The 19262-nt window shown below is 67.7% G+C and carries 19 protein-coding genes; 10 read left to right on the top strand and 9 right to left on the bottom strand.

The genetic code is table 11. The features are described from left to right. Positions 1–16: 16 nt before the first annotated feature. The 3 genes from ACIBGM_RS36535 to ACIBGM_RS36545 are packed head-to-tail and all read right to left on the bottom strand — an operon-like array spanning position 17 to position 2750. Positions 17–1021, bottom strand: coding sequence for a metal ABC transporter permease (locus ACIBGM_RS36535; protein WP_360531660.1), 1005 nt, complete (start codon positions 1019–1021; stop codon positions 17–19). Next, entirely contained in the window at positions 1021–1776 is a 756-nt protein-coding gene (locus ACIBGM_RS36540; RefSeq protein ID WP_360531561.1) for a metal ABC transporter ATP-binding protein, read from the bottom strand. The genes ACIBGM_RS36535 and ACIBGM_RS36540 overlap by 1 nt, the downstream gene beginning before the upstream one ends. Beyond that, on the bottom strand, positions 1773–2750 hold the full coding sequence (locus tag ACIBGM_RS36545; protein WP_396388145.1) for a metal ABC transporter substrate-binding protein: 978 nt from the start codon (positions 2748–2750) through the stop codon (positions 1773–1775). The genes ACIBGM_RS36540 and ACIBGM_RS36545 overlap by 4 nt, the downstream gene beginning before the upstream one ends. A gap of 52 nt (positions 2751–2802) precedes the next feature. On the opposite strand from ACIBGM_RS36545, the gene ACIBGM_RS36550 reads away from it, so the two are divergent. Beyond that, on the top strand, positions 2803–4098 hold the full coding sequence (locus tag ACIBGM_RS36550) for a YibE/F family protein (RefSeq protein WP_360531555.1): 1296 nt from the start codon (positions 2803–2805) through the stop codon (positions 4096–4098). A gap of 124 nt (positions 4099–4222) precedes the next feature. Then, entirely contained in the window at positions 4223–5371 is a 1149-nt protein-coding gene (eboE, locus tag ACIBGM_RS36555) for a metabolite traffic protein EboE (RefSeq protein WP_396388146.1), read from the top strand. Between the two features lie 88 nt (positions 5372–5459). Here eboE and ACIBGM_RS36560 read toward each other — a convergent pair whose 3' ends face one another. Further along, positions 5460–5768 (bottom strand): DUF6703 family protein, encoded by a 309-nt coding sequence (locus tag ACIBGM_RS36560; RefSeq protein WP_396388147.1) that lies wholly within the window; start codon positions 5766–5768, stop codon positions 5460–5462. A gap of 76 nt (positions 5769–5844) precedes the next feature. Between ACIBGM_RS36560 and ACIBGM_RS36565 the strand changes: the two genes are divergently transcribed. The 7 genes from ACIBGM_RS36565 to ACIBGM_RS36595 all read left to right on the top strand — a co-directional run bounded on the left by ACIBGM_RS36565 (position 5845) and on the right by ACIBGM_RS36595 (position 13640). Continuing rightward, complete coding sequence (locus tag ACIBGM_RS36565; protein WP_396388148.1) at positions 5845–6339, top strand: hypothetical protein; 495 nt, start codon at positions 5845–5847, stop codon at positions 6337–6339. Beyond that, positions 6336–7037, top strand: coding sequence for a hypothetical protein (locus ACIBGM_RS36570; protein ID WP_396388150.1), 702 nt, complete (start codon positions 6336–6338; stop codon positions 7035–7037). Before ACIBGM_RS36565 ends, ACIBGM_RS36570 begins: the two co-directional genes overlap by 4 nt. Before the next feature lie 22 nt (positions 7038–7059). Further along, positions 7060–7341 carry an antibiotic biosynthesis monooxygenase family protein gene (locus ACIBGM_RS36575; protein WP_396388152.1) on the top strand — a complete coding sequence of 94 codons (282 nt, stop codon included), beginning with the start codon at positions 7060–7062 and terminating at the stop codon, positions 7339–7341. An 82-nt stretch (positions 7342–7423) separates the two neighbouring features. Further along, a complete protein-coding gene (locus tag ACIBGM_RS36580; RefSeq protein WP_396388153.1) occupies positions 7424–8809 on the top strand; it encodes a glycine--tRNA ligase in 1386 nt (461 codons plus the stop codon). A gap of 2 nt (positions 8810–8811) precedes the next feature. After that, a complete protein-coding gene (locus ACIBGM_RS36585; RefSeq protein WP_360531535.1) occupies positions 8812–9489 on the top strand; it encodes a hypothetical protein in 678 nt (225 codons plus the stop codon). Positions 9490–9491: 2 nt separating this feature from the next. Next, entirely contained in the window at positions 9492–10613 is a 1122-nt protein-coding gene (gene dusB / locus ACIBGM_RS36590; protein WP_360531532.1) for a tRNA dihydrouridine synthase DusB, read from the top strand. 582 nt (positions 10614–11195) lie between these two features. Beyond that, positions 11196–13640: a X2-like carbohydrate binding domain-containing protein gene (locus tag ACIBGM_RS36595; protein WP_396388154.1), complete on the top strand. Its 2445-nt coding sequence runs from the start codon at positions 11196–11198 to the stop codon at positions 13638–13640. 60 nt (positions 13641–13700) lie between these two features. Here the strand turns inward: ACIBGM_RS36595 and ACIBGM_RS36600 are convergent, their stop codons facing one another. From ACIBGM_RS36600 to ACIBGM_RS36610, 3 genes are read right to left on the bottom strand one after another with little or no spacing between them, the layout of a single operon-like run. Continuing rightward, positions 13701–14132, bottom strand: a complete 432-nt coding sequence (locus ACIBGM_RS36600) for a hypothetical protein (RefSeq protein ID WP_396388155.1) — start codon at positions 14130–14132, stop codon at positions 13701–13703. Beyond that, the gene (locus ACIBGM_RS36605; RefSeq protein WP_396388156.1) at positions 14129–15508 is read right to left on the bottom strand and encodes a DUF4331 domain-containing protein; all 1380 of its coding nucleotides are present in this window, start codon (positions 15506–15508) and stop codon (positions 14129–14131) included. The genes ACIBGM_RS36600 and ACIBGM_RS36605 overlap by 4 nt, the downstream gene beginning before the upstream one ends. 15 nt (positions 15509–15523) lie before the next feature. Beyond that, on the bottom strand, positions 15524–15802 hold the full coding sequence (locus tag ACIBGM_RS36610) for a twin-arginine translocation signal domain-containing protein (protein WP_360531520.1): 279 nt from the start codon (positions 15800–15802) through the stop codon (positions 15524–15526). 534 nt (positions 15803–16336) lie between these two features. Between ACIBGM_RS36610 and ACIBGM_RS36615 the strand changes: the two genes are divergently transcribed. Then, positions 16337–17533, top strand: a complete 1197-nt coding sequence (locus tag ACIBGM_RS36615; protein ID WP_396388157.1) for an epoxide hydrolase family protein — start codon at positions 16337–16339, stop codon at positions 17531–17533. Positions 17534–17592: 59 nt separating this feature from the next. On the opposite strand, the gene ACIBGM_RS36620 is transcribed toward ACIBGM_RS36615, so the two are convergent. Together ACIBGM_RS36620 and ACIBGM_RS36625 are read right to left on the bottom strand one after the other, a co-directional pair. Next, on the bottom strand, positions 17593–18585 hold the full coding sequence (locus tag ACIBGM_RS36620) for a hypothetical protein (RefSeq protein ID WP_396388158.1): 993 nt from the start codon (positions 18583–18585) through the stop codon (positions 17593–17595). A gap of 2 nt (positions 18586–18587) precedes the next feature. Next, a complete protein-coding gene (locus ACIBGM_RS36625; protein ID WP_360531511.1) occupies positions 18588–19139 on the bottom strand; it encodes a YceI family protein in 552 nt (183 codons plus the stop codon). Positions 19140–19262 lie beyond the last annotated feature (123 nt).

Below are 19262 nucleotides of genomic sequence, written 5' to 3' on the forward strand. Positions count from 1 at the left end.
CAGAAGTCAACAAGTGCTAATGCTCATCCCAGTGATCGCCATGCGCTGCGTGCAGGTGTCCGTCGTGCACGTAGTCGACGTGATCGCCGTGGTCGACCTTCCTGTGACCGCACTGCGCATCGTGCGTGTGCGGGTGCCCTGCGCTCACCACATGCGGCTCGGGCTCGGGTACGCCGATCTCCGGCTCCTCGTCGACGAGCGGTGCGACCCGCCCCTGCCGCCGCCGGATCAGAGTCCCAACTGTGGCCGCCACCACGAACCCAGCCAGCGCCAGTACGACGATCGTCGCGCCAGGAGCCACGTCCGCGTTGTACGACGTGACGATGCCGGCCAGGCACGCGAGCACACCGATCACACAGGCGGTGACGAACGTACTGCGGAACGACCGGGTGATCTGCTGCGCAGTTGCCACCGGCACCACCATCAGCGCACTGACCAGGAGCAACCCGACTGTCCGCATGGCCACCGTCACCGTGACAGCGGCCATCACAGCGATCAGCAGGTTCAGCAACTGCACGCGAAGTCCGGTGACCCGAGCAAACTCCTCGTCCTGGCACACGGCGAACAGCTGCGGCCCAAGACCGATCGCGATGACCAGTACGGCGACAGCCAGCCCGACGACGACGTACAGGTCACTGGGGGAGACCGTGGTCAGTGAGCCGAACAGATAGGTGTTCAGCGTGGCTGCACCCTGTCCCGCCAGGCCTACGAGCAGCACGCCGCCCGCAATACCGCCGTAGAAGAGAAGTGCGAGTGCGACATCGCCGCTGGCCTTGCCGCGAGCGCGGACGAGCTCGATCGCAGTGGCGCCCGCGATGGAGACGATGATGGCCGTGAGGACCGGTGCACTACCGGTGAGCAGGCCCAGAGCGACACCGGTGATCGCGATGTGGCCGATGCCGTCGCCCATCAGCGACAGCCGGCGCTGGACCAGATAGGTCCCGATCGCAGGAGCGGAGAGCCCGGTCAGCAGCCCGGCAATCAGCGCCCGCTGCATGAACTCGAGCTGGAACAGGGTCATCACGACAGCCACCCGGGTTCGTCGCCACCGTGTGAGTGGTGGACGTGTGCATGCGTCTGCGAGGCGTGGGGCGGTCCGTCGTACACGATCCGGCCGCGGCGCATGACGACGGAGCGGTCGATCAGCGCGTCCATCGGGCCGAGGTCGTGGCTGACCATCACCACTGTCGTGCCGCGGGCGACCCGCTCCCGGATCGCGTCCGCGAAAATCTGCTGGCTGGCCAGGTCGACACCGGCCGTCGGCTCGTCGAGGATCAACAGCTCCGGATCGGACACCAGCGCCCGTGCGATCAGTACCCGCTGCTGCTGCCCACCGGACAGCTCGGCGACCGCGTCCTTGCGCCGGTCGCCCATGTCCACGACCTGCAACGCCTCGTCGATCGCCTGCTTCTGCGCCGCGCGCAGCGGAGTGAACAGCCGCCGCTTCGACAGCAGCCCGGACGACACCACCTCGTACACAGTCGCCGGTACGCCGCCGGCCGCGGTGATGCGCTGCGGGACGTAACCGACCCGTCGCCAGTCGCGGAAGCGCGGAACCGGCGTACCGAAGAGGCGGACGTCACCGCGGGCCGCGGGCAGCAGGCCGACCACGGTCCGGATCAGGGTGGACTTGCCGGAGCCGTTGGTGCCGAGGACGGCGACCACCTCGCCCTGGCGGATCTGGAGATCGACGCCCCGCAACACCAGGCGACCGCCCAGGTCGACCGAGAGATCGGCGACCTGGACGGCCTTGGCAGCGTCTTGTTGAGGTGTCACGCGCAGCTGTTCGCCTTCCGGAGCTCTTGCAGGTTCTCCCGCATCAGCGTCAGGTAGGTCTCCTGGGAGTTGGCGTCCGACAGGCCCTCGATCGGGCTCAGTACGGCGGTCTTGACGCCGACGTCCCGGGCGATCGTCTCGGCCACCTTCGGGCTGACCAGCTCCTCGTAGAAGATCGTGGTCACGTGCTGGGCCTTCACGATGTCCTGGACCTCCTTGATCCGGGCCGGGGTCGGCTCCGCGTCCGGGGTGACCCCGGCGATGCCGACCATCGTCAGACCGTACCGCTTCGCGAGGTAGGCGAAGGCCTCATGACTCGTCACGAAGGTTTTGAGTTTGCAGTTGGCCAGGCCCGTCTTGAAGTCGGAATCGAGCTTTCCGACCTCGTCGAGCAGGGTCTTGGCCCGGGCCTTGTAGCCGTCGGCGTTGGCGCTGTCGGTCGCGACCAGCTTGTCGGTGACCGCCTGGACGACGTCGGCGTAGCGGACCGGGTCCAGCCAGAAGTGCGGGTCCAGGGGCTCGTCGGAGTGCGCGGCCGGCGTGGCGGTGCTGCCGCTCTCCTCCGGGTGCGACTCGCCTTCCTCGTGCTCCTCGAAGTCGGCGCCGGTGTTCTCCAGCTTGGCGGCCGCTGCGACGTCGAAACCGGCGTCCTTCGCGTTCTGCGCGACAGCCTCGTCCACGGCGGGCTGCAGGCCCTTCTCGTAGACGACCAGCTTCGCCTCGGTGATCTCGCCGACCTGCTTGGGAGTGAGCTCGAGGTCGTGCGGCTCGACGCCGGGTGCGGTCAGGGTCGTAACGTTCACTGCGTCGCCCCCCACTGTCCGGGCGATGAACTCGAGCGGGTAGAACGAAGCGACGACATCGAGCTTGCCGCCACCGGAGCCGGCGGGCGAGTCGCCGCCGCATCCGGCCAGGGTGAGGGCGGCGGCCAAGGCGGTGGCGCCGGCGACGACAGCACGAAGACTAGATCTCATGACAATCATTTTCATTTAATTGGAACTGGTTGTCAAAACAGGGAGTTGACCCATGGCCAGCCGCAACGTCGGGCGCAGACGAGCCGACCACAAGGCCAACCGCAGCCGCAGACTCGACATTCCCGCAGGTCACGGGCATGGTCACGGCCACGGGCACGGCGATCACGTGGTCGACACCTCGGTCGTGAACTCGGACGCGGTGGTCGCCCGTCGCGTCCGGATAGTGGTCGCCGCGGTCCTCGTCCCGCTGATCGCCGCCGCCGTGATCGCGATGATCGTGATGTGGCCCGGCGCCGGCGTGAAGGTTGCGTCGTACCAGACCGAGACGGCTCGTGGCGAGGTCGTGTCGATCAAGGCGTGCGCCGCGGAGAAGGACCAGTGCGACGAGGCGACGGTCAAGCTGACCAGCGGTGCGGACAAGGGGCAGATGGTGCCGGTCCAGATACCGAAGGCGGGTCAGGCCGCGCTTTCGATCGAGGTCGGCCAGTCGGTCATGCTCGGCATCCAGTCCGACGCCAAGACGATCGCCGGCCGCTACGTGTACGTCGACCACGACCGGACCAAACCGCTGCTCCTGCTGGCCGCGCTCTTCGCGGTCGCGGTGGTGGCGCTGTCGCGCTGGCGTGGGTTCGCGGCGCTGATCGCGCTGGCGGTCACCGCGGTGATGCTGACCCAGTTCATCCTGCCTGCGATTCTCCGGGGCTCGAACCCGTTGCTGGTCGCGGTGGTCGGGGGAGCGGTCATCATGACGATCGCGGTGTACCTGACCCACGGCATCAATGCGGAGAGTTCGATAGCCCTGTCCGGCACGATCGCGGCGCTGGGGATGACCGTCGGGCTGGGCTGGTTCTTCACCAAGTTCTGTCAGCTCAGCGGGCTGGCCTCCGAAGGGGCGTCGGCAGCTCAGCAGTTGGCGCCGAACATCGATCTGACCGGCCTGCTGGTCGCAGGCATGGTGATCGGTGCGTTGGGTGTGCTCGACGACGTGACGGTCACGCAGGCCGCTGCGGTGTGGGAGTTGTCCGCCGCGAACCCGTCGGCAAGCCGGCGCGAGTTGATCGGCGCCGGGCTCCGGATCGGCCGGACGCACGTCGCCTCGGTGGTCAACACCCTTGTCCTTGCGTACGCCGGTGCCGCGTTGCCGGTGCTGCTCGTCTTCGCCATCCAGGACCTGCCGAGCCGGAGCATCATCTCGACCGAGATGGTGGCGATGGAAGTGGTCCGTGGTCTGGTGGGGAGCCTCGGCATCATTGCCGCCGTACCGCTGACGACCGCCCTGGCCGCGATGGCGGTGGCCGACCGCTCGCGCGACCTGGTGACCACAGAGCCGGAGCACATCGGCGCTTAAAGCCCTTGTCACAAACGGGAACCAGGCCTTCACACTCAGTCGTTGTACTTCTACAGTGCGTATCAGGGTCACGGAACGTCCAACTGCGCTCACATTCCGTGGTTTGACGGGGTGAGGAGGTCGGATGAGGTTCCGGCATCGGGACGGGTCGACCGTCCACCTGGGCTACAGCTCGACCGTGCACCCGGCCGAGGACCTCGACGGGGTGATCGCCGAGCTGGACGGGTGTGCGTCGCTGGTGCGCCAGGAGCTCGACGTACCGCTGCTGGGTGTCGGGCTGTGGTTCGCGAGTCCGCTGGCCGATCGGCTGGCCAACTCGCCGGCCGCGATCAACAAGCTGCGCCGCGCGCTCAAGCGGAACCGGCTGGAAGTGGTGACGCTCAACGGCATCGCGCACTCGGCGTCCAAGGACAAGGTCGTTGGCACCAAGCTCTACTGCCCGGATTGGACCGAGCCTGAGCGACTCCGGTACACCCTCGACCTGGTCGACGTACTGGCCGTCCTGATGCCGCGGGACGCGTCGTACGGATCGATCTCGACGATCCCGCTGGCGTGGCGGGTGCCGTGGTCGAAGTCGCGGGACGCGGCCGCGCAGAAGGCGTTCGAGCGGCTCGACTGGCACCTGGAGCGGACCGAGCAGCGCACCGGCCGCAAGATCCGGATCGCGGTCGAGCCCGAGCCGGGCTGCGTGCTGGAGATGATCCCGCAGGCGGCCGGCTGGCTGAGCCGCTACGCGAGCCCGTACGGCGGTGGGTCGCGGATCGGGCTGGGGTTCGACACGTGTCATCTGGCCGTGCAGTTCGAGGAACCGGTCGATGCGTTCGAGACGTTGTGGCGGGCCGGGGTGGATGTGGTGAAGGCGCAGCTGGCGTCGGCTCCACAGCTCGTGGATCCGTCCGACATGGCCGGCCGCCGGCGGTTGGCTGACCTCGGCGACCCGAAGTACCTGCGTCAGGTCCGGGAGTGGTGCGGGCCTGGGGTGGACGATGTGGATCTGGCGTATCAGTTGTCGGGGCATGCGGCTTGGCGGATGCACGCTCATCTGCCGGCGCACTGTTCGCTGCCGGATCCGCTGAGCACGACGAACGCCGTACTGGAGGACTGTTTGACCCGGCTGGTCGGATGTGGGCAGCCGCTCACGCATCACCTCGAGTCCGAGACGTACGCGTGGCCGCGCACGCCCCGAACGCCTGAAACCTTGGCGAAGAAGATCGCCCGGGAGCTGTCGTGGTTGCGCGATCGTCTTGTGGGGCTCGGACTCGATCAGATTTAGGCCGAGGGCAACAATCGGCCGCTGCCCTGCAGAGGGTGTCCCAGTACGCCGTCAGCCGCTCTTGGGCTCGGCGCGTTGGGTTGGTGGGTCAGGCTCCGGCGATGCGGGAGACCGCGAACAGGAGGATGACCAGGATCGAGAAGATCCGCAGGAAGCGGGGCCCGTTGCCGACGACCGGCCAGGACAGGAAGCCGAGCCAGGACAGCAGCAGGGCCAGCAGGATCAGGGCGGGAACCGCGACCGGAACCGGAGCGAAGACTCCGACCAACGCCAGCACCAGGGTGATCGCGGGCAGCGTGAGCTTGGGCATCCCGTGCAGCTTCGCCACGTACGGGTAACTGATCTTGGTGATCCGCTGCCGCAGCGGACTCACCGGCTGACTGCTCGACGAACTCATCCTCCTATTGTTCCAGCCCTCCGGACCTGTGGATAACTCCGGACCCACTCGCCCGGAAACCAATATCTTCAAGGGCATGAACGGTTTGCCCTCCGTAGACGACATCCGCGCCGACCTGCCCGCCGTACTGGCTCGCTTCCGCGCGGGGCGCACGCGCGCCTTCAGCTTCGGCGCCGGCGTCCCCGAGGCGGTCCTCCTGACGTACGACGAGTTCGAAGACCTAGGCGGCGAGTCCAAGTTCACGCTCGCCTCAGAGGTCCTCGAACCGACCCAGCTCGCCCAACGCCTGCCCGCCGTGGTCGAGGCCGCCCGCGCCGGCTCCGGCGCCCCGGTCATCTGGGGCGAGGCAGGCGAACCGGAAGCCGTAGTCCTGTCGACGTCGCAGTACCGCCATCTCCGCGGCGACGACGAACCCCCACCCGGCGTAGCCGACGACCCCACAGCCCCCGCCTACCCGACCCAACCCTTACCCACCAGCCGCCCAATGAGCGTTGACGAGATTGCGGCGCTGATGGGCCCCGAAGCTGTCCGAGACCTCGAGGAGATCCGCCGTGAAGGCGACAACCAGTGAGCGGCCGACCGACCTACGAGCTGCTGCTCACCGACAGGTTCGTCGACGATCTGCGCCGCCTGGCGGCTGACGCGCGGCGCGATCCCACCAGGGTGTTCCTGCGACAGCAGGTCCTACGGCAACTCGAGCACCTCAGTTCGGGCGCGACCGATGGGCACCACGCGTTGGGTTACGAGCCTGGCAAAGGCGATCTACGGGACTGCGTCGTCGGTTACGTGCAGTCCGATCCCGAGCGGAAGGCCGACTACCGCCTGGTGTTTCGGGAGATCGGGCCGGCGCAGCCGGGCGACCTGCCGCGGCGCGAGTTGCTCGCCGTCAAACCCCGGCACGGCGCGAACAACATCTACGCCCATGTCTGCGCCCGCCTCAACCGCCATCCCGCCGACCGCCAACCCGGCCTCAACCGCTTCGGCAACCGCCCCGCCGATTCCGGCCGTAGCCAAGCCACCCGCCAAGCCGAGCTCGACACCAAACGCGCCATCGCCCACGCCTGGACCGGCCAGCAACCCCTGGCCTCGTCACGCCCCATGACACTCATCAACGCCCCACCGTCATCCTCCACTCACCCATCCGCTCGCCACCCCACCCGCCCCACCTTCCACACCCCACCCGGCCCGCGCCCTCCACGAACCCGCCCCACCCCCACCGGCTGGCCCAGCCGCGTCACTGACCGGTTGGAGCGGGGCTGGATCGGGTGACTAGGGTGTGGGGGTGTTCGTGGTGATCAGGTTTCGGGTGGCCGAGGGGGAGCAGGCGGAGTTCGCGGTCCGGTTGGAGGCGGCGGTCGACGTACTGCGGAAGCAGAAGGGGTTCGTGGCGGCTCAGACCGGGCGGAACGTCGACGACCCGGAGTTGATCGCGCTCAACCTGGAGTGGGACTCGATCGGGAACTACCGTCGCGCGCTGTCGCCGTACGAGGTCAAGGTGACCGCGGTGCCGCTCCTCTCGCAGGCCATCGACGAGCCCACCGCGTACGAGGACCTCGCCGAGTTGCTTCCGTAGCACGGATGCGACGAGGGCCCGGGTGGACCGATAGCCTGGACCCTTCCGTACTGCCAACTGTGTTCGTCACTGGAGTCGAAAAGTGCCCGTCGAAACCGTCGATGCCGTCGTCAGCCTCAGCAAGCGGAGAGGCTTCGTCTACCCGTGCGGCGAGATCTACGGCGGTACCAAGTCGGCCTGGGACTACGGACCGCTCGGTGTCGAGCTGAAGAACAACGTCCGGACCCAGTGGTGGCGGGCGATGGTGACCAGCCGTGACGACATCGTCGGCCTGGACTCCTCGGTGATCCTGCCGACCAAGGTCTGGGAGGCGTCCGGCCACCTGGCGGAGTTCGTCGACCCGCTGACCGAGTGCCAGTCCTGTCACAAGCGGTTCCGCGACGACCACCTGCGCGAGGACTTCGCCCGGCGGAAGAACAAGGACCCCGAGGACGTCAAGCTCGCCGAGATCGCCTGCCCGAACTGCGGCAACAAGGGCACGTTCACCGAGCCGCGGATGTTCAACGGCCTGCTGAAGACCTACCTCGGCCCGGTCGAGTCCCAGGAAGGCCTGCACTACCTGCGCCCGGAGACCGCGCAGGGCATCTTCGTGAACTTCGCGAACGTGATGGGGACCGCCCGGAAGAAGCCGCCGTTCGGCATCGCCCAGGTCGGCAAGAGCTTCCGCAACGAGATCACCCCGGGCAACTTCATCTTCCGGACCCGCGAGTTCGAGCAGATGGAGATGGAGTTCTTCGTCGCCCCGGGCTCGGACGAGGAGTGGCACGAGTACTGGCTGAAGACCCGCTGGGACTGGTACCTCGACCTCGGCCTGAACCCCGAGAACATGCGGTACTACGAGCACCCGCAGGAGAAGCTCAGCCACTACTCGAAGCGCACCGTCGACATCGAGTACCGGTTCAACTTCGGCGGGAAGGAGTTCGACGAGCTCGAGGGGATCGCGAACCGCACCGACTTCGACCTGTCCACGCACTCCAAGCACTCCGGCGCCGACCTGTCCTACTTCGACCAGGAGAAGGGTGAGCGCTGGACGCCGTACGTGATCGAGCCCGCGGCCGGCCTGACCCGCAACGTGCTGGCGTTCCTGCTCGACGCGTACACCGAGGACGAGGCGCCGAACGCCAAGGGCGGCGTGGACAAGCGCACGGTGCTGCGGTTCGACCCGCGGCTCGCCCCGGTCAAGGCGGCCGTGCTGCCGCTGTCCCGCAACGCCGACCTGTCGCCGAAGGCCAAGGAACTCGCGCAGGAGCTGCGGAAGAACTGGAACGTCGACTTCGACGACGCCGGCGCGATCGGCCGCCGCTACCGCCGCCAGGACGAGATCGGCACGCCGTACTGCATCACCGTCGACTTCGACACCCTCGACGACCAGGCCGTGACGATTCGCGAACGCGACTCGATGAAGCAGGAGCGGGTCGCCCTCACCGAGGTCACCGGCTACCTCGCCCAGCACCTGGTCGGTTGCTGACGATGCGGTTCCTGTCGGGTCACAACGTGCGCTTCGGCGTGGCCGTGTTCGGCCTGTCCGCGGTCGCGGTGTTCGGCGTCACCGCCTGCTCGGACGAGGAACCGGCGGCTGGCAACACTCCGGCGCCGTCCGCGCCGGCAAGCTCGAACGCACCGATCCCGACCCCCTCGACACCGTCGCTGACGCCGCTGCCGACCCCGTCGAAGCCGTGGCCGACGCCGAAGGTCACCGGGGCTCCCGAGAACGACGCCCCGCTGGCCGAGCGGATCGAGTTCGCGATCGCCAAGCAGGCACAGATCGCGGCCGGCAAGGCCGCCGCCACGACGGTGAGGTGCCCGGGTATCACGGACGCCGAGAAGCCCGGCAAGCACGAGCTGACCTGCACGGTCACGTACGCCGGGAAGCCGTACAGCGGCACGCTGGTCGTCGACGCGAAGACGTACTCCGCGTCGTACAAGTTCACCTCCGAGTCGGTCGCGATCGTCAAGCCGAAGGTCGTCGACGCAGTGCTGCGGAGTGCGCCCGGCGCAGCCAAGGTGACCTGCACGATGGATGATGTTGCCGTGGTCAAGCATTCCGGCGAGCCGATCGCGTGCGACGTCACCACGACGGCGAACGCGGTCGAGCCGTACAAGGCCCAGGTCTCCGGCAACGGTCAGGTCCTGGTGGCGAAAGCCTGACCATGCTGAAGCTGGGCAACCTCACGATCGACACGCCCGTGGTGCTGGCGCCGATGGCCGGCATCACGAACGCGGCGTACCGGCGACTCTGCGCGGAGCAGGGCGCCGGGCTGTACGTGTGCGAGATGATCACGTCCCGCGGCATCGTCGAGGGTGACCAGAAGTCGCTGGACATGCTGACCTTCGACGATCGCGAGACAGTCCGGTCGGTGCAGTTGTACGGCGTCGACCCGGTCTACATCGGCCGCGCAGTACAGATCCTGTGCGACCAGTACGGCGTCGCGCACATCGACCTGAACTTCGGCTGCCCGGTCCCGAAGGTGACGCGCAAGGGCGGGGGCGCGGCGCTGCCATGGAAGCGGAACCTGCTCGGTGCGATCCTGCGGTCGGCGGTGCACGCTGCGACGCCGTACGGCGTGCCGGTGACGATGAAGACGCGGATCGGGATCGATCATGCGCACCAGACGTACCTCGACGCCGGGCGGATCGCGGAGGACTCGGGGGCTGCGGCGATCGGGCTGCACGGCCGTACGGCGGCGCAGGCGTACTCGGGTCAGGCGAACTGGGACACGATCGCCGAGCTCGTGCGGCATGTGAGCATCCCGGTGCTTGGCAACGGGGACATCTGGGAGGCCGGTGACGCGCTGCGGATGGTCGCCGAGACCGGCTGCGCAGGTGTGATCGTCGGTCGCGGGTGTCTCGGCCGGCCGTGGTTGTTCCGCGATCTCGCGGTTGCCTTCGCTGGTGGCGAGGCGCTGAACCTGCCGACGCTCGGCGAGGTCGCGCGGGTGATGCGGCGGCATGGTGAGTTGCTGTCCGACCTGATGGGGGAGCAACGCGGGCTACGCGACTTCCGCAAACACGTTCCGTGGTACCTCAAGGGCTTCCCCGCCGGCGGCGAGCTCCGCGCCGCGCTGGGCATGGTCGAGTCCCTGACCCAACTCGACGAACTACTCGCCCAGTTGGACCCCACCGTCCCCTTCCCAGTCGCCGAACTAGGCGCCCCGCGCGGACGCCAAGGCAGCCCCCGCGACCACATCGTCCTACCCCAAGGCTGGCTAGACGACACCGACGGCCTAACCACCGACCTAACCGAAGCCGAACTAGGCATCTCCGGCGGCTAACCAACCACACCACTCCACTCCGCAGCGGCTGTTCTGTTGGCCGCCTCCGGCGGCGAGCGCGGAGTGGTGGCACGGAGCAGCGCGGTCGGCGAGGGGGCCGGAACGCGCTGGTGTTGGCGATGTTGCCGAATTGTCGATTTCGGTTGTCTGGCGAGTGGATTTGCAACAGAGATCGACAACTCGGCGGACTGACTTCCGGTTGTACGGCGGCGTGGTGCAGTGGATGGGGGTGGGCGGTGGACGAACTCAGGGGGGCGGGTCCGGGCGGGATCTGCTGTGGGTTGGCATGCGACCTGTCGCGAATCGTCGACAGCTAACCGCAAGGCCGCCGCGCAGGCTCGGCGGCCGACAGTGCCTGGACGCCCGCGGTACGGCGCTTCGCCTCCCCGTGATCGGAGAGTTCGGGGAGGCGGTCGGCCGCGTCCACGTGGGTGGGTTCACGCGGGGCCACCGAGGCGGCCAGAAGAACAGGCGGGGGGATCTCAAGTTGTTCGGGTCAGAATCTTGACAGAGTTAAGTAAAGGTTCCAATATCCTATCGGATCCGGTTTTCGGATCAGATGATCAAGAGAGGTCACCGCTCATGACCAGATCCGTACGGAACAGGGGACTGCGGCGTGTGCTCGTGGGGCTTGCCGTGGCCGGGTTGATTCCGGCCGGCTTGACTGCGACGTCGTCCGCCGTACCTTTGCCGCGCGAGACGACCGCCACGGTGAGCGCCACCGGTGGGCCGGCGGGGGACAAGGCGCTGAAGCCCTACATGGGGTGGAGCAGTTACAGCATGCAGGTGTACTCGGGGAACGGGCAGAGCTGGATCTCCGCGGACCGGCTGAAGGCCCAGTCCGACGCGATGCACGAGAAGCTCCAGCCGTACGGGTACGACTACATCAACGTCGACGCCGGCTGGAACGGCGACGTCGACGGGTACGGGCGGCCGGTGCCGAGCACCACGCTGTACCCGGACGGCCTGCAGGCCGTCATCGACCACATCCACGGCAACGGCCAGAAGATCGGGCTGTACGGCATCCCGGGCATCAGCAAGTCGCTCATCGACGCGAACCTGCCCGTGTACGGCGCTCCGGAGTGCCGGACCGGGGACCTGCCGGTGCAGCCGCTGACGAAGGCGGACTACTGGGGGATCGGTTTCAAGATCGACTTCTCGAAGCCGTGCGCGCAGAAGTACATCGACTCGATCGCCGACCTGTACGGCGCCTGGGGCGTCGACTTCCTGAAGTTCGACAGCGTGACGCCGGGGTCGGGGATCAGCGACCTGTCGCTGGACGCCCGTGACGACGTGAAGGCGTGGTCGCAGGCGCTTGCCAAGCACGGCATCTGGCTCGAGCTGTCCTGGGCAGTCGACATCAACTACGCCGACTACTGGAAGCAGTACGCCAACGGCTGGCGGATCGACTGGGACGTGGAGTGCTACTGCCCGGGCCAGGCGCTGACGACCTGGCAGAACGTCGCGCGGCTGTTCCCGAAGCTGGCCGACTGGTGGCGTCACGGCGGACCGGGTGGCTGGAACGACCTCGACTCGCTGAACGTCGGGAACGGCCAGATGGACGGTCTGACGCGCGACGAACGTCGTACGGCGGCGACGCTGTGGGCCGTGTCGGCCGCGCCGATGTTCGTTGGGAACGATATGACCAACCTCGACTCGTACGGCCTCGAGCTGCTGACGAACCGTGAGGTGATCGCGGTCAACCAGGCCGGGCGTCCGGCGCAACCGCTGTCGACGAAGACGAACCGGCAGGTCTGGTTCTCGCTCAACGAGGACAACTCCTACACCGTTGCCCTGTTCAACCTTGGGCAGACCGACGCGGACATGACGGTGAACTGGGCGGATCTCGGCCTGGACGGCGCCGCGAAGGTGCGCGACCTGTGGGCGCACAAGGACCTCGGGCAGTTTGCATCCGGCTTCACCGCGCAGGATGTTCCGATTCACGGCGTACGGCTGCTGAAGGTGACGCCGCAGAAGAACTCCGGGATCCGGGTCAACGACGACGACCTGCGGGTGACGTACGACGGTGCCTGGCAGCGCAACGCCAACCACGAGGTGCCGGCGGTGTCCGAGCCGTTGACCGTCGCGGTGACCGACTCGTCGGCGAAGTCGTCCGCGACGACCAGTGACATCGGGACCCGGACGATCGAGGTGAACAACGACAACTCGCAGATTGTCTACACGGGTTCGTGGAGCCGGAGCACCGGTCGCGGGCTCGGCGACTACCAGGACGACGTGCAGTACACGGAGACCAACGGCGACGCGTTCTCGTACAGCTTCGTCGGGACCGGCGTCGACTACGTGACCGAGAAGCACAACTCGCAGGGTGACGTCGAGATCTACATCGACGGTCAGCTCAAGGAGACCGTGAGCACCTACCAGGCGGACGGGCGCGGCGCGCAGCAGGTCGTGTACAGCATCTCGGACCTGCCGAACGGGACGCACACGATCCGCGGCGTGAAGAAGTCCGGCCAGTTCATGCTGCTGGACAAGCTGAACATCCGGCAGCAGAGCCTGCTGAACCCGGACACCGCGACCTTCGACAAGAACGCTCCGGCCGATGTCAGTGTTCAGATCGGCCGCGATCCGGGCGAGCTGGTCGGGATCTCGAAGGCGGGTCAGGATCTCGTCAAGGGAACCGACTACACGGTCGACGGGAACGTCGTCACGATCAAGGCGGCGTACCTTGCGACCCAAGCGACCGGCAGTACGGCGCTGGACTTCAGGTTCCGTGGTGACTACCGCGACGACGTGCACTTCGCGACGGCGAACGGCGCCGCGGTCGAGTTCACCTTCCAGGGCACCGGGGTCGAGTGGATCACGGCGCTCGGACCGGATCAGGGTGAGGCCGACGTCTACCTGGACGGCAAGCTGGTTCGGCGGGTGAACCTGCACAACGAAGCGCGGGTGACGGCGCGGCAGGCCTTCACCACCTCGGTGAAGAACGGGTCGCACACGCTGCGGATCGTCAAGGTGTCGGGCGACGTACTGCGCAACGACACGATTCGCTACACGACCGCCAAGTAGAACTGGAACAGCGTGCCCGCTGCCGACACTCTCTCGGCGGCGGGCACGCTGGTTTCGGGGTCACGGCCAGGTTGCCTCGGTGACCTGGCCGCCGTGAATGTTCACGGTGAGCTGGACGGGACCGTCCGGGCGGACGTACAGCTCGTAGGTGCCGGTCGGGACGGCGTCGAAGACGGCCGAGTACATCAGCGTTCCGTCCGCCACCGGCCGGGGCACGACCGCGACGTGCGGCAGGTGGTGGCCGTGGCCGTGGCCATGACCGTGGCCGTGCCCATGTCCATGCCCATGTCCATGCCCATGTCCATGTCCGTGCCCGTGTTCATGTCCGTGCTCGTGGTGCGTCGTACCTCCGGAGGGGCGGAGCTCGATCTCCTCGTCCTCGAGGTCGGCCGGCAGGTCGATGACGAGGGCGCCGACGTCCCCGCCGATGTCCAGCAGCACCGAGGAACCCTTGCCCGCATGGGGATTCTCCACCGCGTTGTTGCCGGTCATGACGCGGCCGGCGTGCCGGGCGTGGACTGGAAGCCGCCCGCGGGCGTGCCGAGGTACGGGAACCGGTCCAGCAGCGGTGGGTTCGTGTTCGACGTACCGTCCTCGATCGCCGAGGCCGCGCCGTCGGGTTTGTACGACTTGTCGACCAGCGGGATCGTGAGTCCGGCGACCGCGCGCAGCTCGACCGTGACGACATCGTCGATCAGCCTGCGCCCGTTGGGGAATCCGGCCGCGTCGCCCGCGACCAGACCGAGCGGGTTCGGCGACGAGGTCGGCGGCACGGCCACGTTCAGCCGCAGCAGGTCGGCCTGGACCGGGCCGGTGAAGTTCTGGAAGCCGGGCACGACGCCCTTCGGGATGCCGGTCAGCAGGATCGCGGCGAGGTCGGCGCGGTCCTTCTTGTACGCCGCCAGGTTCGGGAAGACGCCGGGGTAGAGCACCGGCAGCAATCCGGCGAGCTCGGGTTTGGCGACATACTTGGCGAATCTCTTGTCCTCCGACGGCGGCCGGCTGTTCCACCGGTCCTTGTCGGCCATCGGCACGATCACCTCGTTGAACAGCGGGTTGGCCAGGCGCGACACCTGCTTGTAGGGGCCGTGCCACATCCGGGTGCCGCGTTCGCCGTCGATCAGCGCGGACTGCCGGCGGCTCGCGCTGGCGTAGATCCCGATAACGGCCTTCGGATCGAGTACGTCGGTCGGCCGGCGACCGTCCCGGGTCAGGTCGGTGATCGGAACCTGCAGCGCGATGGTGTGCACGTTCGAGCCCTGCAGCCCGTTGACACCGACTGCGGCCGCGGACGGGATCAGGTGCGCCATCTGGAACGGGCGGAGCGTGCCCAGGTCGAAGATGCTGCCCAGGTCGGCGTAGAACGCGTCGGCGCGCTGACCGGCGAACACCTTGCGGTTGCGGCCGATCGTGTGGACTGCCTTGGCGGCCAGCCGGGCGTAGTTCGGCGTACTGCGGACTCCGACGTTGACCGGGGGAGCGGCCAGGTCGCGGGCGAGGATCCGGGACTTGCCGTTCTCGACCCGGGTGACCGAGTAGAACTGCGGCCGGTTCCAGTTCGAGTCCCGCAGTGAGGTGATCGGGCCGGTGTTGTACAGGAACGTCTTCTTGTTGCGGATCCGGGCCTGGAAGCGGAACTGGTAACTGATGTCGGCCTTGCCGGTCCCGCGGTTGGAGATGTGCAGCTGGTACAGCACGTCGTCGCCGAACTCGTAGAAGTTCGGTCCGCCGTACGGGAGCTGGAACGGGATGAAGTTCGCGATGATCGTCACGGTGTCCGGCTGGTCCGGGCTGACGAACGCGTACACGTCGGTGTTGTCGGCGACCGGGTCCTTCGAGATCTCCGGTGCCTCGCGGTGCGAAGACATGTCAGCTCCTCCCGATCACTTCGTCGTCACGCCGGCCAGCCGGCCGGCGAGTTCGCGATCGGTCACCAGCACTTCGCGCTCCCCGACCATGATCGCCATCCGCCCCGACCGGACATCCTTCACATGTACGACGAATGACTCGGCCCCAGCCAAGTCCGCCGCAGTCAACTGCTCCACGCCACCTTCCGCGCTGTCCCCACGCAGCGCCTTCGCTCCCGCCACAGCCCCCACCGCAGCCGCCGCAGTCCCCGCACCCGCGAAAACCAAGAATCCCCGCCGGGTCGCGTCACTCATGCTCGTCCTCCCATCAACTGAACTGACACACCCCCTTCGGAGCCAGCTCCCAACCAGATAGGTGCAAACGGGGCACCACCCGAAGAACACCGCCCAAAGGACACCGCTGCGCGGCGGCGGCAGTCCTGTCGGCCGCCTTCGGCGGCGCGCGTACCGCGATCCGGCGGATCGCGATCGGCGGCTGAGATGTAGAAGCCGAGGGGACGTGGTTCTTGGACGGCATCAGGTAGAAGACACCCGCGAAGGACGCCGCTGCGCGGCGGCAGTCCCGTCGGCCGCCTTCGGCGGTGCGCACACCCCGGTCCGGCCGATCGTGATCGGCGGCTGAGATGTGGGTGGCGACAGGCAGTTTTCGGTGTGGGACCTTGGTGGGCAAGGGCGAGCACCGCACGTCGCATGCACGTGTCTGTGGCTGAGGCGGCGTCGAGGTGGACGCGGGGGACCGGGGAGGGACCAGGGGGTTTGACGGGCGCGACTGGTGGGGGATGGGAGGAGGCTCGTGGGGTCATCAGATCTGTGGCCCTAGGAGGCGTTGTGAGTACTACTGTCGATACGGCGGCCGGGGTTCGGTCGTTTGAGGTTATGGTTCCCGAGGAGCAGCTCGAGGACATGCGGCGGCGGGTGTTGGCGACGCGCTGGCCTAGTAAGGAACTGGTTACGGACCGGTCGCAGGGGGTGCAGCAGGCGACGCTTCAGGAGCTTGCGCGGTACTGGACCAGGGAGTACGACTGGCGTCGGTGCGAGGCGAGACTGAATGCGCTGCCGCAGTTCACGACCGAGATCGACGGGGTGGAGATCCACTTCATCCACGTCCGGTCGCCGCACGAGAACGCGTTGCCGTTGATCATGACGCACGGCTGGCCGGGATCGGTGATCGAGCTGCTCGACACCATCGGTCCGCTCACCGATCCGACCGCGCACGGCGGCAGCGCGGAAGACGCGTTCCACGTGGTGTTGCCGTCCTTGCCCGGCTACGGGTTCTCGAGTGAGCCGAGCGAGCTCGGCTGGGAGAACGGGCCGATCGCTCAGGCGTGGGCCAAGCTGATGGATCGCCTCGGCTACACCCGGTATGTGGCCCAGGGCGGCGACGTGGGCGCCGCGGTCACGGACGCGATGGGTCGCCAAGGCGCTGCCGGACTGATCGGGATCCACGTCAACCTGCTCGCGACGGCGTTGGGCATCGTCGACCTGCTGCCGGCGGAGACCGAGCAGGAACGGGCGGCGCACGCCGCACTGAAGACGTTCACGACGGACGGCTTCGGCTACTTCCTGGAGCAGTCCACCAGGCCGCAGACGATCGGCTACTCGCTGCTCGACTCACCTGTCGGGCTGGCGGCCTGGATGCTCGACCACGACACGGACAGCTACTACAAAATCTCTCGCGCGTTCGTCGATCGCCAGCCGGTCGGCAACCTCACCCGGGAGAACATCGTCGACAACATCACGCTGTACTGGCTGACCGGCACCGGAGCATCGGCGGCACGCTGGTACTGGGAGTTCGGGCAGTTCCTGCACGCCGCGGCCGGGCACACCCCGCCGCCGGTACAGGTTCCCGTCGGCTTCTCGACGTTCCCCGGCGAGATCTGGGCCGCCCCGCGCAGCTGGGCCGAGACGGTCTACCCCGGCCTCGCCTACTTCAACGAGGTCGACAAGGGTGGGCACTTCGCGGCCTGGGAGGAGCCGGACCTCTTCACCGCCGAGGTGCGTGCCGCCTTCCGCTCCCTGCGCTGACGGCAAACCTGCGCTGACCGCAACCTGCAGACGCCCGACGGACACACCGTCGGGCGTCTTCACGTACGACGGAGCCACCGAGCGGTGTCGCGGACGGTGCCGGCGAGGATCGCGAGGATGGAGAGGGTGGAGATCCCGAGCGCGGTCCACGCGACCGCCCGCCAACCGGCGAAGTCGGTCCCCGCCGCCCACCGGATCGCCATGTTGCCCAGCACGGCGAGCGGGAAGGTGAATACCCAGTGCTGTGAGCTGAACGGAAGACGCAAGTAGTCGGGCAGGAAGAACAGCTGGATCAGCAGCGTGAACAAGGTGATCGCGCCGATGGCTCCCTGGAGCTGGTCGATGTGCCCGCCGGTGATCGCGAACCAGGCAAGGCTTGCGGTGCCTGGTGGCGACAGCAGGATCGACAACACCGGCCGGAACGGCTGGGGAAGCGGCGAGCCGAAGAACAGCCGCCCGGTGATCACTGCGCCGAGCAGCAACCAGAAGTAGATGCCGACGCCGAAGACCGCTATCGCCGGCTCCCGGTCGCCGACGTTCGCCAGCCCGATGCTTGCGATGAACGGACCGGCGACGACCGGAAGGAAGTACCCGGGATGAAGGGCGTCCTGATCCAGCGGCGCACTGAGCCAATGTGCCACCAGTGCGGCAGCGTTGACCGCCAGCGCCGCCACTGCGGCGTAGCAAAGCCACCGGGCGGCAGCGCCGAGGCCGGCTGCGTAGTACGCGATCAGCAGGATGGCGATCACGGGGACGTAAGCCGTGAGTGGACCGAAGAGGGGATGACGAAGATCCACCCCGAGCCGCCCCGGCCGCTGCCGGGTCGCGCCGACGACATAGGTGATCGTGAACGCCGCCCACACGAGCGTCGCCGCCGCATAGGCGACAGCAGCCGGTACGGCGGAAGCCCCGAGCAACTGCCTCGCCGCGTTCCATTCGCCACCGAGTCCGGCCAGGCCGAGCGGAATCGAGAACAGCGCGATCGGCACCGCGCTCGAGGACGCCCGAGGAGCCGGTGCCGACTCCGCGGCACCGGCCTGCGTCACGGTCATGGTCAGGGGTTCTTGATCGCGGAGACCTCGATCTCCAGCGCGACCTTCTCGGAGACGAGGACACCGCCGCCCTCGAGGACCGCGTTCCAGGCGATGCCGAAGTCCCTGCGGTCGATCACCGCGGTCCCTTCGAGGCCGACCCGGCGGTTGCCGTACGGGTCGACCGCCGTACCGGTGTAGGTGAAGTCGACCGGGACCGGTTTGGTCACCCCGCCGACGGTCAGGTTGCCGGTCATCCGGTAGGTGCTGTCGCCGGTCACCTCGACGGACAGCGAGTAGAACGTGATCTCCGGGTGGCTGTCCATGTCCAGGAAGTCGTTGCTCCGCAGGTGTTCGTCGCGGCGGCTGTTGCGGGTGTCGATGCTCTTGGCCTGGATCGTCACCCGGGCCCAGGACTTCTCCGGGTGCTCGCCGTCGATGTGCGCAGTGCCCTGCCACTCGTCGAACGCGCCGCGCACCTTGGTGACCATCGCGTGCCGGGCGACGAACCCGACCCGGCTGTGCGCGGTGTCGATCGTGTACTCGCCGGTCAGCTCGGCTGTCGCAGTCGTCATGGTGATCCGCCTCCGGGGGTCGAGGATGTACGGCGTTCAGCGTGTCTCGACCCACGTGTCGTTCGCACCGGCGACAACCCCTGGTCCACCCACGGGCTCATCCGTACGCGCTCGTCGAAGCGG

The sequence above is a fragment of the Kribbella sp. NPDC050470 genome (assembly GCF_044458365.1).
Taxonomy (GTDB): Bacteria; Actinomycetota; Actinomycetes; order Propionibacteriales; family Kribbellaceae; genus Kribbella.

What these genes read in the sequence shown, in the direction of transcription:
- ACIBGM_RS36605 (WP_396388156.1), bottom strand. Translation starts at nt 15,508, where the DNA reads ATGTCTTCGCACCGCGAGGCACCGGAGATCTCGAAGGACCCGGTCGCC.
- ACIBGM_RS36550 (WP_360531555.1), top strand. Translation starts at nt 2,803, where the DNA reads ATGGCCAGCCGCAACGTCGGGCGCAGACGAGCCGACCACAAGGCCAAC.
- ACIBGM_RS36585 (WP_360531535.1), top strand. Translation starts at nt 8,812, where the DNA reads ATGCGGTTCCTGTCGGGTCACAACGTGCGCTTCGGCGTGGCCGTGTTC.
- eboE (WP_396388146.1), top strand. Translation starts at nt 4,223, where the DNA reads ATGAGGTTCCGGCATCGGGACGGGTCGACCGTCCACCTGGGCTACAGC.
- ACIBGM_RS36545 (WP_396388145.1), bottom strand. Translation starts at nt 2,750, where the DNA reads ATGAGATCTAGTCTTCGTGCTGTCGTCGCCGGCGCCACCGCCTTGGCC.
- ACIBGM_RS36535 (WP_360531660.1), bottom strand. Translation starts at nt 1,021, where the DNA reads ATGACCCTGTTCCAGCTCGAGTTCATGCAGCGGGCGCTGATTGCCGGG.
- ACIBGM_RS36565 (WP_396388148.1), top strand. Translation starts at nt 5,845, where the DNA reads ATGAACGGTTTGCCCTCCGTAGACGACATCCGCGCCGACCTGCCCGCC.
- dusB (WP_360531532.1), top strand. Translation starts at nt 9,492, where the DNA reads ATGCTGAAGCTGGGCAACCTCACGATCGACACGCCCGTGGTGCTGGCG.
- ACIBGM_RS36610 (WP_360531520.1), bottom strand. Translation starts at nt 15,802, where the DNA reads ATGAGTGACGCGACCCGGCGGGGATTCTTGGTTTTCGCGGGTGCGGGG.
- ACIBGM_RS36595 (WP_396388154.1), top strand. Translation starts at nt 11,196, where the DNA reads ATGACCAGATCCGTACGGAACAGGGGACTGCGGCGTGTGCTCGTGGGG.
- ACIBGM_RS36620 (WP_396388158.1), bottom strand. Translation starts at nt 18,585, where the DNA reads ATGACCGTGACGCAGGCCGGTGCCGCGGAGTCGGCACCGGCTCCTCGG.
- ACIBGM_RS36600 (WP_396388155.1), bottom strand. Translation starts at nt 14,132, where the DNA reads ATGACCGGCAACAACGCGGTGGAGAATCCCCATGCGGGCAAGGGTTCC.
- ACIBGM_RS36560 (WP_396388147.1), bottom strand. Translation starts at nt 5,768, where the DNA reads ATGAGTTCGTCGAGCAGTCAGCCGGTGAGTCCGCTGCGGCAGCGGATC.
- ACIBGM_RS36625 (WP_360531511.1), bottom strand. Translation starts at nt 19,139, where the DNA reads ATGACGACTGCGACAGCCGAGCTGACCGGCGAGTACACGATCGACACC.